Origin of the sequence: Streptomyces crystallinus, from assembly GCF_039521265.1 — a bacterium.
Classification (GTDB): Bacteria; Actinomycetota; Actinomycetes; order Streptomycetales; family Streptomycetaceae; genus Streptomyces; species Streptomyces crystallinus.
On sequence record NZ_BAAACA010000038.1, the window covers coordinates 199,307 to 215,425 of the forward strand.

A 16,119-nucleotide genomic window follows, 5' to 3' on the forward strand; every position below is an offset into this window, starting at 1 on the left:
GAAGTCCTTCACTACATGGAGTTCCATTGAAGATCAGAATGTACACGATGCGACAAGCAAGAAACGTCACGCTCTTCTTGAGTGGCGCACTGATCGCGGTAGCCGTGAGTCTGTCGTCTGTCCTGGCTCAGGTGTTCCTCGGACTCCTGGCGCTGCTCGTCGCCGTGCGGTTCTTGTCGCTACCCTCTCAAATCTGGGTCCGCGTCGATGCCGAGGCCATAGCCTGGAAGACACCGAGGGGTGGGGCGAAGAACGGCCTCTCGCCGTCGGGTTCCGTCCGTGTGGAGGAGATCGCCTCGGCAGCTGTGGTCAAGGAACAGGCGCACGTCCGAGTGCTCGGGTCACGGAAGCAGGTTGAGATGCGGGGAGTGCGGATGGGGCTGCGGTCCGGGGAGAGCATCGTGCTGCCGCTTCGGGTCGTCGCCACCAATGTGAGCACCACCTCGCCGCTTCGGCTGCTGGTCGACGAATTGAAGCGCCAGCATCCTGAGTTGGCTTCAGGCCTTGCCGTACCGACCATGTGAGGTGAAGGGAAGCACCCGCATCGGTGACCTGGGCGAGAGCACATCTCGCCGGGGTTCGCCGTTCGGGCGAGCGTCCCGAGGCGACCCTCGAGGGTACGGGGGGCCGCATGCGGAGGCCGGTGAAGTGGGCCCGGCTCCCCGCGTGGAAAGTCTGCCGCACCTCGTTAGTCGGGCGAGCCCACCGGTCAGGAGTGACCGAATCTCGTGATCAGATTCGCGCAGAGCACCCGCTGCTTTGTACGGGCAGAGACCACCATGAGGTAACCGTTCATGTTCGGCGGGACGCTCGGCGAGGTGCGGCCCGCCGATATCAGCGGTCTCTCGTTCTTTGGGTGCTACCAGCCCCCAGTGAGCCGCAGCCGGCTGGTGAGCTGGGCGGTCCCGTCGTTCACCCACTGGTCGAGCTCGCCGGTGGCGTCGCTGCGGGCGATGAGGTGGTCACGGCCCGGTTCGCGGAAGGCGCCGGAGGTGATCTGGGTGTAGTTCCAGTCGTGGCTCAGGAGTTCCTTGGAACGGAAGGTGCCGTCGGCGTTCGCCCTCCACAGGTACAGATCGGCCCGGCTGTCCTTGGCGATGAGGTCGGGTTTGCCGTCGCCGGTGAGGTCCGCGGCGGTGGTTTCGGTGAAGTTCCAGCCGGCGGTGAGCTGGCGGGGGCGGTCGAAGGTGCCGTCTCCTCTGCCGGTCCACAGCTGGAGGTTGTTGGTGGTGTCTTTGGCGATGAGGTCGGGTTTGCCGTCGCCGGTGAAGTCGGCGGCGGTGGTTTCGGTGAAGTTCCAGCCGGCGGTGAGCTGGCGGGGGCGGTCGAAGGTGCCGTCTCCTCTGCCGGTCCACAGCTGGAGGTTGTTGGTGGTGTCTTTGGCGATGAGGTCGGGTTTGCCGTCGCCGGTGAGGTCCGCGGCGGTGGTTTCGGTGAAGTTCCAGCCCCCGGTCAGCTGACGCGGGCCGCCGAAGGTGCCGTCGCCGTGGCCCGGGGCGTCGATGTCCTGGTTGCCGGGCCACAGGTGAAGCGCGCCTTGGCCGTCCCGGGCGATGAGGTCCGCGGTGCCGTCCCGGTTGAAGTCGGCGGCCGTGGTCTGGGAGTAGCGCGGGGCGGGACGGGTGGCCGGGGCGGGGGCCAGGACGTCGGCCATGGCCTGGTTGCCGTTGTCGTTCAGGTGCAGCCGGTCGTCGCCGCGGGTGTAGTAACCGGCGAACAGGCGCGTGGGGTTGAGCGGGTCACGCGTGGCCCGGTCGAAATCGACGTAACTGTCGATGTCCCGGGTCGTGCGGATGTAGCGGTTGTACTCCTGGCGGACCTGCTCCTTGGCCGCGCTGTAGTCCGGATTCCCCTCGAACGCGGGGAGGGTGGCGACGGTGAGGGTGCGGCCGGCGGCGTGCGCGCGCTGGGCGAGGTCGCGGACCGCCGCCACGAGGGCCTCGCTGGTGGCCTCGTTGTACAGGACGTCGTTGACGCCGGAGTACAGGATCAGGTGCGTGGCGCCCGGCTGGTCCAGGGCGTCGCGGTCGAAGCGGCGGATCAGGGCGGGCCCGTAGACGGCGCGGGTACCGGTGCTGTCGGTCAGCAGGCGGTTGCCGGAGATCCCGGCGTTGACGACGCCGCTGGGACGCGCTTCTTGCTGCAGCGCCCGGCTGTAGGCGTCGGTCCACCGCCGGTTGGTGTCGGGGGTGGTGTGCCCGCCGTCGGTCTGCGAGTCACCGATCGCCACGACGGTGCCACCGCCGGCACTGGCGGTGACGTCCAGCCCGCTGAGGTAGGCCCAGTGCGGGAAGCGCGCGGGAAAGCTCTTGCCGCCGCTCGCGGCGGCGAGGTCGCTGTCATCCCCCGGCGCCGACGCGTACGAAGTCGTCAGGGTGTACTGGTGGTACGGCGCGGTGGTCACCGGCTCGGGCAGGTACAGGCTGACGAGGAGGTTCTCGTCGGCTTTGACGGGGAAGTCCGCAGGGTCGCTGTCGATGCTCTCGCCCGGTGCGATCACTGTCTGGCGCGTGCCGCCGAACGACAGGGATACGGGGGTGCCTTGGGCAGCGGCTCCCTGGTCCTGGCGGGCGATCGTGGCGTGCCCGATCGTCACGGGTTCCGCGCTGAAGGTGTTGGCCAGATGGATGCGTGCGGAGCTGCCGGCGATGCTGGTGTGCACCACCATGCGGATCGTCTGCCGTCCGGTGACCTTGGACTCGGCGGCGGGGGCCGCCGCGCCGAGGGCCGTGCCCCAGGTACGGGTCCACTCGGCCGCCGCCGACCGGGTGGCGGCGGCCGGCGAGGACGCCGGGGTCCGCTGGACGGCCGCCGCGGCGGAGGCGTCGACGGCGAACAGGGCGGCCGACAGCCCTGTCGCCACCATCACCGTCCCGCGTATGCGTGTCATCCCCCGGTACCTGCGCGGGCGGGAGGGCGTCATCGATGGTTCTCCTCGTACGGGTTGCTGTGTCAGGCAGGTGGGGGAGACGACCGGGCGGGGGTGTGCACGGACGCGCGCACACCCCCCGCCGTCGGAGCGGAGGAACGGGTGGCATGCGGCAGCCTTGCCAGGGCTATCCGGTCAGGAGCGTGCCGGGCGGCGTCGCTGCCCGGCACGGCTGAATCGCTCGGCAGAGCCCGAGGATTCGGGTGACGCGGAAGGGGCCTTTGAGGCAGGGGGAAGAACTGCCGTTCTAACGTTGCCCCTTACCAGCTGTCGGCGAGTCGGAGAGGGTTGGTGAGTTGTGGGTTTGCGGTAATCCACTGGTTGAGGTCGCCGGTGGTGTCGCTGCGGGCGATGAGGTAGTCACGGCCCGGGCCACGGAAGGCTCCCGCCGTGGTCTGGGTACTGGCCCAGTTGCGGCTGAGGAGTTCCTTGCCGCGGAAGGTGCCGTCTCCCTTGCCCTTCCAGATCCAGAGGTCGCTTCGGCTGTCCTGGGCGACGAGGTCGGTTCTGCCGTCGCCGTTGAAGTCACCTGCGGTGGTCTGGGTGAAGTCCCAGCCGCCGGTCAGGCGGCGGGCGCGGTCAAACCCGCCGTTGCCCCGGCCTGTCCACAGCTGGAGGTTCTTGGCGGAGTCCTGGGCGATGAGGTCGATCTTGCCGTCGCCGTTGAAGTCGCCCGCGGTGGTCTGGGTGAACTTCCAGCCGCCGGTCAGGCGGCGGGCGCGGTCAAACCCGCCGTTGCCCCGGCCTGTCCACAGCTGGAGGTTCTTGGCGGAGTCCTGGGCGATGAGGTCGATCTTGCCGTCGCCGTTGAAGTCGCCGGTAGTGGTCTGCGTGAAGTTCCAGCCATCGGTCAGGCGGCGTACACGTCCGAAGGTTCCGTCGCCGCGCCCCGGGGCGTCGATGTCCTGGTTGCCGGGCCAGAGGTAGAGGGTGCCGCGGCTGTCGCGGGCGATGAGGTCCGCGGTGCCGTCGCGGTCGAAGTCGGCTGCTCTCGTCTGCGTGAAATGGGGGGCGGGGCGGGTGGCCGGGGCAGGCGCCAGGGTGTTGGCCATGGCCTGGTTGCCGTTGTCGTTCAGGTGGAGGCGGTCGTCGCCGCGGGTGTAGTAGCCGGCGAACAGGCGGGTGTGATCCAAGGGATCACGGGTGGCCTGGTCGAAATCGGCATAGCTGTCGATGTCCCGGGTCGTGCGTATGTAGTCGTTGAACTCCTGACGGATCTGCTCCTTGGCCGCGGTGTAGTCGGGATCGCCCCTGAAGGGGGGAATGGTGGCGACGGTCACGGTGAGCCCTGCGGCGTGTGCGCGCTGGGCGAGGTCGTGGATGGCCTGGATGAGAGCCTGGCTGGTGGCGTTGTTGTAGAGGATGTCGTTGACGCCGGCGTAGATGACGACCTTTTGGACGCCGGGCTGGGCCAGGGCGTCGCGGTCGAACCGGTTGAGTACCGAGGGGCCGTAGGAGGCACGGGACCCCGTGCTGTCGGTGAGGAGCCGGTTGCCGGAGATCCCGGCATTGACGATGCCGAAGGGGTGCGCGGATCTCTGCAGGGCCCGGCTGTAATCGTTGGTCCAGCGCCGGTTGGTGTCGGGGGTGGTGTGGCCGCCGTCGGTCTGCGAGTCGCCGATCGCCACGATCGTGCCGCCACCGGCGCTGGCGGTGACGTCCAGTCCGCTGAGGTAGGCCCAGTTGCCAAAGCGTGCGGGGAAGCTCGCACCGCTGCTGGCCGTGGCACGGTCAGCGGTGTCTCCCGGCGCCGAGGCGTAGGACGTCGTCAGGGTGTACTCGTGGTACGGAGCCGTCGCAACCGGCCTGGGCAGGTAAAGAGTGACCAAGAGGTTCTCGTCGGCCTTGACCGGGAACGCCGCGGCATCGCTGTCGACGCCGGCGCCCGGCGCGATCTCAACCTGGCGGGAACCGTTGAATGTCAAGGAGACAGGAGCGCCCAGGGCGGAAGCCCCCTTGTCCTGGCGGGCGATCGTGGCATGCCCGATCGTCACGGGCTCCGTGCTGAAGGTGTTGGCCAGGTGGATCCGGGCGGTCCTGCCGGCGATGCTGGTGTGCACCACCATGCGGATGGTCTGCCCTCCGGTGACCTTCGACTCGGCGGCGGGGCCCGCGGTGGCAAGGGCCGTGCCCCAAGTCCGTGTCCACGCACCACTCGAGGCCTGGCCGGCAGCCGCGGACGACCTGACGGGCGCGTGCTGTCCGGCAGCTGCGGGCGGCCTCGTAGGTGAAGGTCGTCCAACAGCCGTGGACGCGCCTGCGGGCGAGGGCTGCCCGGCGGTCACCGACGGTTCCGTAGATGAGGGCTGTGCGTCGGGGGCGGTCGACTGCGTGGGGGAGGGCACGGCGTCGGGTGCGGATGGCCCCGCCGGAGACGGCTGTGCGGCTGCCTGGCTGGGCACGCCGAAGGCGAACAGCGCGGTGGACATTCCAGCGGTGTGCATGCCCACCATCGCCGCGCGCACTCGTGTGCTGCGCCGGTCCCGGGGTTTGCGATGGGTGCCCATGAACAGATCTCCTTTTGCGGGTTGAGACAGGTAACGAGTACTCGTCCCACCGGGGCAGGGACGGGGCGGATGGCCTGGCGGCTCGGTGCGGGGCCGCTACGACGCGAAGGTGCGCCTGCTCGGTGCGGCCGCGACGAAGCCAGGGGCAACTGGCCGCAGAACGGCTGCCGTGCAGAGCCGTGAGGGGTGTCCGTGAGGCACACGGACACCCCTGCTGACCATCGGTCAGGGCATTGATCGGGCGATAAAAGTGCTACTGCCCGGGTGCGGTGGCGCTGCCGAAGGTGCCGTTGCCGTTGCCGGACCACAGGCGCAGGTCACCGCCCGCGGTGCGGGCCATGAGATCTGCCTTGCCGTCGCCGGTGAAGTCGCCGGCCACCGTCTGCGTGAAGTTCCAGCCGCCGGTCACCTTCTGCGCGCTGCCGAAGGTGCCGTTGCCGTTGCCGGACCACATGCGCAGGTCACCGCCCGCGGTGCGGGCCATGAGGTCCACCTTGCCGTCGCCGGTGAAGTCACCCGCGATGGTCTGGGTGAAGTCCCAGCCGCCGGTGATCTGGCGCGGCGCGCCGAAGGTGCCGTTGCCGTTGCCGGACCACATGCGCAGGTCACCGCCCGCGGTGCGGGCCATGAGATCTACCTTGCCGTCGCCGGTGAAGTCACCCGCGATGGTCTGGGTGAAGTCCCAGCCACCGGTCAGCTTCTTGGGCGCGCTGTAGATTCCGCTGCTGCTGCCCGTCCACAGGAACAGGTCACCGCTCGTGTTGGTAGCGACCAGGTCCGCCAGACGGTCGCCGGTGAAGTCACCCGCGGCGGTCTGGGTGAAGTTCCACCCGCCGGTGAGCTGCCGGGCCGCGCCGAACAACCCGTTGCGGGCACCGCTGCGCACACTGAGGGTCTTGTCGCCGGCGAGGGTGTACAGGTCGGCGACACCATCACCGTTGTCGTCACCGGCGACGGTCACTGCCGGGGCCGCGCCCGCGTCCCGGAACGCCACCGTGCTCACCCACGGCGCGAGATTGTCGAGACGGGCATCCAGCGCGCTGGTGCGCTTCTCGTTCTCGTCGGTGCCCAGGCAGCCGCCCTGCCAGGAGCGGATGTTGAGAGCGACGAGCTCCGCGCTGTCGCCCGTGCCGCGCAGGGCGGGGGCGCCGGCGTCGCCCTGGCAGATCACGGCGTCGTCGGAGCCATTGAGTGCCACGGAGGCGGGGTCGACCGAGGCGACGGTGAAGGTGGAGGTGTGGAGCTTGTCGGGCACCCACTCGGACTTGGTCCGCCCGTACCCGGCGACCTGCAACTGCTCACCAGCCTCGGCGGCCTTGGCGGCGACCCTGACCGGCCTGGCCACGCTTGCCGGCACGGGCTGGGCGAGCTTGACCATCACGACATCGCGGTCCGCACGCGGAACCAGCTCGACGGCCTCCTGCACGCTGCCGGTTGCCTGGGTCAGATCCGCCCGGCCGACCGTCACGGTCGTCTTGACCGCGGGCCTCCCGGCCAGAACCGGCTTGCCGCCGTCACTGAAGCAGGACGCGGCGGTGATGACCCACTGGGGGTCGACGAGGGCACCGGTGCAGGCGGCGCGGTCGCTGATGTTCAGCTTGGCGGTGTAGGCGTAGTCGCTTCCCTTGGCGTTGTCGCCAGCGAGAGCGGTTGCAGGGGCGGCGGTCAGAAGTCCTGCCCCCACTGCGGTGGCGAGCAAACTGGTCGTCCACGCGGCACGCGAACTGACTGCAAACATGGTGGTCCTTGGAGAGTGCAGAGAGAGTAGGAGCCCAGTCGGGCAGGGCGGCGTCCGACGGCCGGGAAGCGTCGCTGGCCGCGAGCCCAGACGTCAACGCGGTGACAGGCTCGAGCGGCGCAGGCACACTCACGCCCGGATGCGGCGTCAAACCGGATTTCGTCGGGTCAGCCGGTGACGCGGAGTTCCACGAGCGTGGTCTGCTCGTCGGCCCCGGCCTGGCCCTCACCGACACTCTTGTACTTACCCTTGGGCACGTCGACAGACAGGCTCTTGCCCGATTCCGAGGTGAGGTCGGCACTAATCGGGTGATCGCCGGTCTCCAGACCCCACACCTTCTCTATCTCCAGGGTCAGATAGCCGGTTGACGCGCTGACGTTGAAGCACGTGTCACGGTCGCGTCCCCAAACCTTGATCTGCCGGGGCGAATAGTCGCAGGCGTCGGCAAGGACGATATGGCCGTCGCCCTTGATGAGCTTGACCTTCCGGTCCGCCAGGATCTTCGCGGCGCCTGGGTAGGCGAAGCCTTCGACCGTCGACGGCGGAGCTGTGTCAGGGTCAGCGGTGGTGGCCGTGGTCGGCGCACCGGTGGCTGCCAGGGCCGGTACCGTGATGCCTGCGGCGAGAGCGGTTACGGCGCCCGCGATGAGCAGCTTTTTCCGGACGAAAGAGGTCACCAGTGTCCTTTCGGGCAGGGGTGACTGCATGCAAGCGCCCCCCGCCTGTGTATTGGCTGTTTAAATCCCCGGCGCACAGTAGAGCCCTCATTCGGAGAATCGTCAACTTGGGTTAGATCGCGGTCTCCTGCGCGACAGGGCCCTGTCGTCGCTGCGCCGCAAAGTGATAGCCGCAGGTGAAAGTCTCCGCGCATCGGCGCCCATAGCCAGAATCGCCCTCTTGGAAGCACCAAGAGGGCGTTCCTGCCACCGGGTTGAGGCAATTTTCAGCCACGTTGCGCACGTGAAGAGCCAGTAAAGGGGTGTGGTTATGATCTCGGCGCCGAGATGCGGCGACTGGCAACTCTGTTAGCCAGTGGGTGAGATGAGTAACGCGTGAAACGAAGAGTGCCTAAATCGGGCAAAGGGGGCGCTATGGGTTCGCTGCGGGCCCTATGGGTGTCGTTGCTGTCCGTCGCGCTGGTCGCGGGACTGATATCGATAGGCAGCGCCCCTGCCCTGGCAGCCGACGGCACCACTGGCAATGCTGTTGCGAGCGCGGAGACGATCCCGCCCACCGATCGCGGCCGGGTCCTGGAACTGTGGAAGAGCGGCGGCGCCGGCGTCAAGGCCGCTGCTGAAATCGCCCTCACCGGCAGCGACAGCGACGTCAAGTACTTCCTGGAACAGGTCAAGGACGAGGAAGAGCACAAGGACAACCGAGTCGCCGCCGGTCAGCTGATCAGCGCCGGCGGACGGGCGGTTCAGGACGCCGCCCTCGCAGCCCTCAAGGGAACTCCCGAAGATCTTAAGATCTTCCTCGAGAACGGCTGGAAGGCCCCGCTGGCGGAGGACCAGCGCGTCCGCGTCGCGCAGGCCATCGACGCCGGCGGCCGCGGTGTCCAAGAAGCGGGCCGCAAGGCCCTCAATGGCACCGCCGCCGACATTGACGCCTTCCTGCAAGAAGGCCAGTACAAGCAGCGTGACCAGGATGAGCGTGTCCAGGTCGCCCAGATCATCAGCGTCGGGGGTTCCAACGTCCAGGAAGCTGGACGGCTCGCTCTGCGAGGCACCCCGGACGACATCCGCGATTTCATCGCGGTAGGCCAGTATGTTGCCCGCTCGCGCGACCAGGAGCACGCTACCGTTGCCCAGCTCGCCGAGCAGGCACGCGAGGCCGGCCGCCAGGCGGCGATCGAGACGAGGGCCGCCAAGGACGCCTCGGACCGCGCGTTCAAGGCATCCAAGGCCGCGAAGGAAGACGCCCAGAAGGCCGCCGAAGAAACCTCAAAGGCCAAGGGCGACGCCGACAAGGCCGCAGCCAAGGCGAAGGAGGCCGCTTCCGCCGCCAGCCAGGCTGCCGCCGCTGCGCAGCAGGCCATCAGCGCCGCGCACGCCGCCAACAACTCCGCCCGCATCGCAGCGAACGCATCCTCCCAGGCGGCTTCAGCCGCTGCTGGCGCCGCGAACGCTGCCGCCAGGGCCCAGCAGGCAGCAAACAACGCGGCTAAGGACAAGGCCAAGGCCCAGGACGCGAGAGACGCCGCCACCGGCGCCCGCACTGCGGCCAAGGGCGCTCGCTTGGCCGCGACGGCGGCCGACCAGGCCAGTGTTGCCGCGACCGCCGCCGGTAAGGCCGCATCGGACGCGGTCAGCGCCGGAGGCAACGCCGATGCCGCCGCCGACGCCGCCACCGAGGCGAGCGGATACCTCAGCGCTGCCAGTGCTGCTGGTGCCGAGGCCAGGGCCGCCGCCGACGCCGCGCGACGGCATGCCCGCGAAGCCAGTCGTGCCGCCAAGGCAGCCGAAGCCCTTGCCCATAGAGCCGCTACCGCCGCTGGCGAATCGCGTGACGCGGCCAATTCCGCGGCCAACCACGCCGAGAACGCCGCCAAGGCAGCCGAGGACGCAGCGGATCACGCGGGCGAGGCGGACCGGGCCGCAACCCAGGCCGAATCCCACGCGAAGGCCGCCACCGACGCCGCCGATGAAGCGACCGCCGCAGTCACCAAGGCGCAGACCGCTCACGATCTGGCACTCCAGATCGAGTCCGAGGGCCTGACCGCCCGGACCAACGCCGCCATCGAAAGCGCACGCGACCTCAAGGCCAAGGAACAGAAGGACCAGGCCAAAAAGGCTGCGAACGCCCAGCGGGTCAAGGACCTCGACACCGAGCTGGAGCGCCTGGGCATGGAAGCCGCCCAGCCCGGCGCCGACCTCAAAACGACCGCCATCCAGGGGCGTAAGTCGGCGCTGCTGGCGCTGCAGCTCCGTGGCTCGTGGGGCATTGCCGCAGCAGAAGCGGCGCTCTCCGGCACGGATGACGACGTCGTGGACTACGTGCGTACCGGCTGGAAGGATGCGATAGCCCAAGAGCAGCGCGACCAGGCTGAAGATCTGGCCAGCGGAAGCCCCCTCCAAAAGGTTCGTGACACGGCCGAGAAGGCGCTCCAGGGCGACGACGCGGCGGTCGCCGCGTTCCTTTCCGCCGGCCAGTTTCAGGCAGCAGAAGAGGACCTTCGCGTCGAGATAGCCAAGGTTATCGACGGCGGCGGTCGCGGCGTACAGGAAGCGGGACGAGCCGCCCTCAATTCCGGCAACCCTCTCAAGTACCGAGACTTCCTGGCCACCGGCCAGTATGCCGCCCGCTACGAGGACGAACGGGTCCGCGCAGCACAGCTGGTGGACGGCGGGGCCCCTGAGGTCAGCAGCGCTGCCCGGATCGCTCTGGAAGGCGCGGCCCCGCAGCTGCATGCGTTCATCCAGATCGGCCAGTACAAGGCCCAGCAGAAGGACAAGCTCGCCGCCACCCATGTGGCTCAGGTAGAACAGCTGATCTCGGACGCGGCGGGTGTCGCTGCCACGGCACAGGAGAACGCCGCCAACGCCCGCCAGTTCGCTGCCCTTGCCCGAAAGTATGCAGACGAAGCGGACAAGGCGGCCAGGGAAGCCGCCGAGTCCAAGAAGAAGGCAAAGGACTACGCCGACAAGGCCGATGCCTCCGCCAAGCAGGCCGAAACCTCCGCGGCTGCCGCCGCAGCCTCCGCGAAGGTCGCCCGTAACGCAGCCGCTGGCGCCGCGCAGGCAGCAGGCCGGGCCACCGAGTCCGCAGCTGAAGCCCAAGTGTCCGTCCAAGGAGCCCGTACCGCTGCGGCCACAGCATGGAATGCGGCCAATGAAGCCCGCGCTTCAGCCACCGCTGCCGGCAAAAGCGCAAAGGAGGCTCTCGCTGCGGCCAAGGACACGCTGAAGATCGCCCAGACCAAGCTCAGGGCCGAAGAAGAGGCCCGACGCAACGACCCGGCCGAACAGGCCCGCGAGCGCTACCGGTGCGGCATCCTCGGCTGTGAGGCCCAGGAGAACCCCGGCCGGTGGTGTCAGCACCACGAAGCCTACTGCGATGTCCTCGCCCGCGGCCCGGCTTTCGAACAGGTCACCAAGCAACTCTGGAAACTGGAAAAAGACATCCTCGGCATCGGTCAGGTCGAGGGCTGCCTCCTCGATTACGACATGGACGCCTGCGCCAACCTGATGCAGGACCAGGTCCTTGCCCAGAAGCTCAAGCTCCTGGGCAAGGTCGCTGACGGCCTGAGCGACATCGCCTCGGGATGCACCAGGTGCTTCCTGCCCGGAACCAAGGTCCTCCTGGGCGACCGCACTACCAAGAGCATCGAGGACATTCAGGCCGGCGACGAGGTCCTCGCGACGGACCCGCTCACGGGCGAAACGGGCCGCCGCAAGGTCACCCAGCTGATCGTCACCGAGGACGACAAGCACTTCAACGAGCTGACTCTCAAAACCCCCAAGGGCCTCGAGAAGATCACCGCCACCTACGAGCACCCGTTCTGGAGCCCCTCGGCTCACCAGTGGCTCAACGCGAGCGCACTGGAGCCCGGCGACACCCTCCTCAGTGCAGACGGCACCACCGTCCAGGTCGAAGCCAACCGTGCCTTCAACCAGCACGCGCGCACCTACACTCTCACCGTCGACGACCTGCACAGCTTCTACGTCCTGGCGGGAACGACCCCGGTCCTCGTACATAACTCCGAGTGCAAGAACCCCATCGGACAGCTCGGTGTCCCTGGCCAGGCAAGCTACTCACGCATCAAGGCAGCCATGGGACGTGTGGCCAACATGACACCGGATCAATTCCGAAGGCTCTTGACGCAAGGTGAACTCGACAGGGCCAAAAAGGACCCGTGGTTGATGCGTATGTTCTATGGAACTGCCCTGGAGCGGGGAATAGCCCGAGACGTCGAGGTCCTCAGTGATGGAAACATCACCCACCTCGGCAATTCGATGCCAGGGAAGCCGGTTGCCGACTTCCGTATCACGGTGGACGGAAAGACATTCGATGTTGACATCACGGGGCCAAGTCGAAGCTCATGGGATGACCACATGCGGCGTTCCTACATCACTAGCGGGTACCAGATATTCACGTACCCGAGCCCATCGAACGCCGACCTAGCCGAGATTTTCCAGCTGGGAAGCTAAGATGGAGAACACCACCGAGGGAAAGCAGGGGATCCATGGCACTTCGCGTTGAAGGCGAAACCATCGAAGGGGCCCGGGTCATCGGGTCTGGAAAGAAGTACTCGAACGTGGAGCTGGCAGGCGCCACGCTGCGCTCCTGCGTTCTCGCCCAGTTCGACGACCCGACGTTTGGACTCGAGGTCCGGGACGTGCTCCTTGACCGGTGCACCATGGATCGCTGTGCTGTCCAAGGAGTCTACTTCGAGAACGTAACCGTGAATGATTTGAAGGCGAAGCAGGCGCACAGCCTTGACGGGTGCGTACTCAGCCGTGTCGTCCTTAAGGGGAAGATCGGGACCATCACCGTGGGGCCGCCGCTCTCAACGCACCCCGACGAGGAACGCTTCACCCAAGGCATGGTTGAGAAGTATCGAGAGGTCGAGTGGGCTCTCGACATCTCCGAGGCTAGCTTCGTCGACGCCGAATTCTATGGCGTTCCTGGCGAACTGGTGCGATATGATCCGGAATCACAGGTTCTCCTGAAGCGTGAAAAATTTCAGGGAATCCAACCGAGGGATCTCCCTGGATTCGCGGGAATTTGGGCCAGCCGATTCACGCTGACCCCATTTGACTCGTTCGTAGCGGTGGCCCCGAAGCGATCAAAGAAATTCCCGGAATATATGCGAGACATTGAATGGCTCCATGATCAGGGAATGATCGGATAATCTCCTACCAGCGGGTGTGCTGGGGAATGAGCCCCGGTACACCCGCCTTCTTTTCTGCAGCAGATGCTGCGGAGATCGGCCGGGCGAGCAGCGCCTGCTCGCCGAGCACTCCCAGCAGGTGGTCGCCCTTTTGAGAGGCGATGTGGAACTCGCGCTCGGGGCGGGTGTCGGCGGTCAGTCCCCACACCTGGACTGTGCCGTCCTTCAGTAGGCGCACCACCTTCTCGCCGGTGAGAAGCGTCGACACAGCTTCCGTCGTCGCGCTCAGGCCGATCGGGCGCGCCTGGGCACTGGAGTCGAGCCAGAAGTAGTGCTGCGCTCCCTCCAGTTCATACGAGCTGAGCACGCCCTTTGCGTTGCGGTACACGGGAGCCAAGGGCAGCTTCGCACCGTCGGGGAAGCCGGTCACCCGCCGAGTGACGGTCTTGCCGTTCTCCGCGGTCAGCAGGTACCGGCCTTCCCCGCCCGGAGCGGACGCGGAGGTCGCGGTCATCACGGTGTCGCTGAAGGCTCCGCCGAGACGGTGGTAGGGCGGCAGGTAGACCGTCTTCGACGTGCCGTCGCGCATGTCACGCAGCTCGACGAGGAAGTTTCCGGTCGCATCATTGCCGTACAGGCCCACGTAGTCGGAGTTCGTGCCGATGGCCTGGTAGTGGAAGTGATCATGTGGAATCGCCCTGACGGCGCCGTCGGCGTACGGGATCCACCGAAAATCGCTCTGGTAGTTGCGGTGCGCACCCTGGTAGGTGCCGCCCAGGACGCCACTGTCGCCTGCGCTGATGAGGGTGGCGGCATCGTCAAGCGCGTACTGCTCGGCGGGAATCGTCACCTCAGAGGGCACCGCGTCTGCCGCAACGGCCGGTGCTGCCATCAGAGGTGTGAGGCAGACCGCTGCGCCGATCGCCGTGACAACGGCAACGGCACTGCGCACGAGTGTGTGACGTCTCAAGATGTGCTCCCCAAGGGTGTTGCGGCATGGGGAAGCCACCGCGCGGCGCGGCGTGATTAACGGCGAAAGGAAAGCCCCCCGGCTTCACCCCCATGCGAGTGACTTGACCTTACAGCAGCTCTACCTGCGATGAGGCCTGAATCTGAACATGTTCAAGGTGGTGGCTTTCTGGAAGACCTCTCACAGGGCGGCCTGCGGAGGTCGCCCCTGGGGCCGGTCGCATGGTGGGGGATGGCCGGGGCCCTGTCCGCGACCGGTCTGCGCGGCCGTCAAGGGGAGTGGGTCCACACCATGGTGAGGTAGCCGCTGTAGAAGGCAGAGACGAGAGCGGTGCCGGTGAGGACGGCGTAGACGGTGGTGGTGCGCGCGCGAGCGAGAGCCGTGGCGAGGGGGAACAGGAGAGGGAATGCGGGAAGGAGGAAGCGGGCCCTGGATTGGAAGAAGCCGGCGCCGCCGACGGTGATGAGGACCAGGGCAGCGGCGTAGATCCAGACAGCCAAGGGTGGGCGGCGCAGCGCGAGGACGCCGAGCAAGATGACGGCGGTGACGATGGTGGCGGCGACCACGACGTCGTTGAGGGAGAGTTGGGGATGGGTGAACAGGTCGCGCAGGCGTTGGGCGGTGAAGGCGCCTCCGTCGAAGGTGGAGCCCCACTGTTCCTGTTCGGCGAAGTAGCCGTCCCAGCGGTTCATGCGGTGTCCGACCCAGAGGACGAAGGCCGCCCAGCCAAGGGGTGCCAGGGCTATCGCGGCGTACAAACGCCCCGTGGGACGTTTGCGGGCGCGGCGGCCGCGCGCGGGAAGGGGCTCGGTGGAACGCTTACCCGCCGCGGACAGGAGTTGCCAGCCCGCCCCGACGGTGATGGCGGCGATGACGGCAAGGCCGGAGGGGCGGGTTGCTCCGGCGAGCAGTGCGAGTGTGCCTGCGGTGAGCCAGGACCGGGTGAGCACCGCGTACAGGGCCCAGGCCGCGAGGGCGGTGAAGACCGGCTCGGTGTAGGCCATGGACTGTACGAGGGCGTGCGGCACGATCGCGTACAGGGCGACGGTGAACAGGGCGACCCGTGCGCCGTACAGCTTCTCGGCGACGGCGAAGATACCCCAAGCCGCGAGGAGTGAGGCGGCCAGCGATATCGCCCAGGCGGCCCAGCTGGCCGGGAGCCCGGTGATGGCGGAGACGGCGCGTATCAGGGTTGGGTATAGCGGGAAGAAGGCGAGTTTGCAGGTGGGGCCGCCGAGACCGCAGCCGGGCACCATCGGGCTGGTGTAGCCGTGGTCGGCGATGTTCAGGTAGTAGACCGAGTCCCACCGGGTGGCCAGGACTTCATGCAACCCCACTCCCTTGCGATGCCCCCATATGCCCACCATGCCGATGCCTATGAGGCGCAGTCCGACGTGCAGCAGCAACGCTGCTCGGGCCCGTCGCCATGATGCGGCTGCGGCGCGCCGTGCCGTCTGTATGCGCCCGAGTGCAGGGGCCGCGCGTCGGCCTCCTCGACTGCGGGGCACGTCGGGGCGTATCTGGGTCCCTGTCACATTTCCGTCCAGAAGTTCCGTCAAGGCGCGCTGCCTGCCGCGGGCGCCTTCTTCGTCGACATGGGGGCACGGTCCCGCCGCGCGGCGACGGAGGATTCGAAGACGACGGCAGGCCCGTGCTGGGCACAGCAAGGTCCCTCGCATGTGGATGCGAGGCGGAGGTCAGCGGTGCGTTCGTGCGCGCTGTGAGCGCTGCCCGCTCATGCGGTGGCGGTTCGGCAGCTACCCGTACGACGCATGCGCCACCAGTTCCATCCACTCCTGGACGCCTGGCAGCAGCGGTGAGATTACCCCACCACTCCGGCACCGAGGCGGGCACCGTACCGCCAACGGCCGGGGGCCGGACGGTGCCCGGCCGTGGCGTTCAGCCCTGGGGCAACGGGCCCGAGGAATCCTGACGACACCGGCCTCGAGTCGGGCAGCGACCACGCCGAATCCGTCGCCGGCGCGACGGCGGCATCCTTGCCCCTGCGCCCCCACATACCTGGGCTGAGGCGGGTCGGGCGGGACCCGGGCGCCACGGATCGTCATGGGCTCCGGATGGTGACGTGCCGCACAACGCCGACCAGCCCAAACATGCACATAGCCCCGCGTATCAGTGCTACCA

The 16,119-nt window shown here is 67.7% G+C and carries 9 protein-coding genes; 3 read left to right on the forward strand and 6 right to left on the reverse strand.

All coding sequences use genetic code 11. The features are described 5' to 3' along the window. Positions 1 to 47 precede the first annotated feature (47 nt). Positions 48 to 524, forward strand: a complete 477-nt coding sequence (locus tag ABD236_RS27025) for a hypothetical protein (protein ID WP_344077870.1) — start codon at positions 48 to 50, stop codon at positions 522 to 524. 335 nt (positions 525 to 859) lie between these two features. Here ABD236_RS27025 and ABD236_RS27030 read toward each other — a convergent pair whose 3' ends face one another. The 4 genes from ABD236_RS27030 to ABD236_RS27045 all read right to left on the reverse strand — a co-directional run bounded on the left by ABD236_RS27030 (position 860) and on the right by ABD236_RS27045 (position 7,851). Beyond that, positions 860 to 2,890, reverse strand: a complete 2,031-nt coding sequence (locus tag ABD236_RS27030) for an FG-GAP-like repeat-containing protein (RefSeq protein WP_344077871.1) — start codon at positions 2,888 to 2,890, stop codon at positions 860 to 862. Positions 2,891 to 3,189: 299 nt separating this feature from the next. After that, positions 3,190 to 4,995: an FG-GAP-like repeat-containing protein gene (locus ABD236_RS27035; RefSeq protein WP_344077873.1), complete on the reverse strand. Its 1,806-nt coding sequence runs from the start codon at positions 4,993 to 4,995 to the stop codon at positions 3,190 to 3,192. Positions 4,996 to 5,689: 694 nt separating this feature from the next. After that, the gene (locus ABD236_RS27040; protein ID WP_344077875.1) at positions 5,690 to 7,135 is read right to left on the reverse strand and encodes an FG-GAP-like repeat-containing protein; all 1,446 of its coding nucleotides are present in this window, start codon (positions 7,133 to 7,135) and stop codon (positions 5,690 to 5,692) included. A 206-nt stretch (positions 7,136 to 7,341) separates the two neighbouring features. Continuing rightward, positions 7,342 to 7,851: a hypothetical protein gene (locus tag ABD236_RS27045; RefSeq protein WP_344077877.1), complete on the reverse strand. Its 510-nt coding sequence runs from the start codon at positions 7,849 to 7,851 to the stop codon at positions 7,342 to 7,344. 414 nt (positions 7,852 to 8,265) lie between these two features. Between ABD236_RS27045 and ABD236_RS27050 the strand changes: the two genes are divergently transcribed. Beyond that, positions 8,266 to 12,324, forward strand: coding sequence for a polymorphic toxin-type HINT domain-containing protein (locus tag ABD236_RS27050; protein ID WP_344077879.1), 4,059 nt, complete (start codon positions 8,266 to 8,268; stop codon positions 12,322 to 12,324). Positions 12,325 to 12,359: 35 nt separating this feature from the next. Then, on the forward strand, positions 12,360 to 13,028 hold the full coding sequence (locus ABD236_RS27055) for a hypothetical protein (protein WP_344077880.1): 669 nt from the start codon (positions 12,360 to 12,362) through the stop codon (positions 13,026 to 13,028). A gap of 4 nt (positions 13,029 to 13,032) precedes the next feature. Here the strand turns inward: ABD236_RS27055 and ABD236_RS27060 are convergent, their stop codons facing one another. Together ABD236_RS27060 and ABD236_RS27065 are read right to left on the reverse strand one after the other, a co-directional pair. Further along, positions 13,033 to 13,977: a hypothetical protein gene (locus ABD236_RS27060; protein ID WP_344077882.1), complete on the reverse strand. Its 945-nt coding sequence runs from the start codon at positions 13,975 to 13,977 to the stop codon at positions 13,033 to 13,035. Between the two features lie 269 nt (positions 13,978 to 14,246). Further along, positions 14,247 to 15,314, reverse strand: coding sequence for a glycosyltransferase family 39 protein (locus ABD236_RS27065; protein WP_344077885.1), 1,068 nt, complete (start codon positions 15,312 to 15,314; stop codon positions 14,247 to 14,249). Positions 15,315 to 16,119 lie beyond the last annotated feature (805 nt).

What these genes read in the sequence shown, in the direction of transcription:
- ABD236_RS27035 (WP_344077873.1), bottom strand. Translation starts at nt 4,995, where the DNA reads ATGGTGGTGCACACCAGCATCGCCGGCAGGACCGCCCGGATCCACCTG.
- ABD236_RS27055 (WP_344077880.1), top strand. Translation starts at nt 12,360, where the DNA reads ATGGCACTTCGCGTTGAAGGCGAAACCATCGAAGGGGCCCGGGTCATC.
- ABD236_RS27025 (WP_344077870.1), top strand. Translation starts at nt 48, where the DNA reads ATGCGACAAGCAAGAAACGTCACGCTCTTCTTGAGTGGCGCACTGATC.
- ABD236_RS27050 (WP_344077879.1), top strand. Translation starts at nt 8,266, where the DNA reads ATGGGTTCGCTGCGGGCCCTATGGGTGTCGTTGCTGTCCGTCGCGCTG.
- ABD236_RS27030 (WP_344077871.1), bottom strand. Translation starts at nt 2,890, where the DNA reads ATGACACGCATACGCGGGACGGTGATGGTGGCGACAGGGCTGTCGGCC.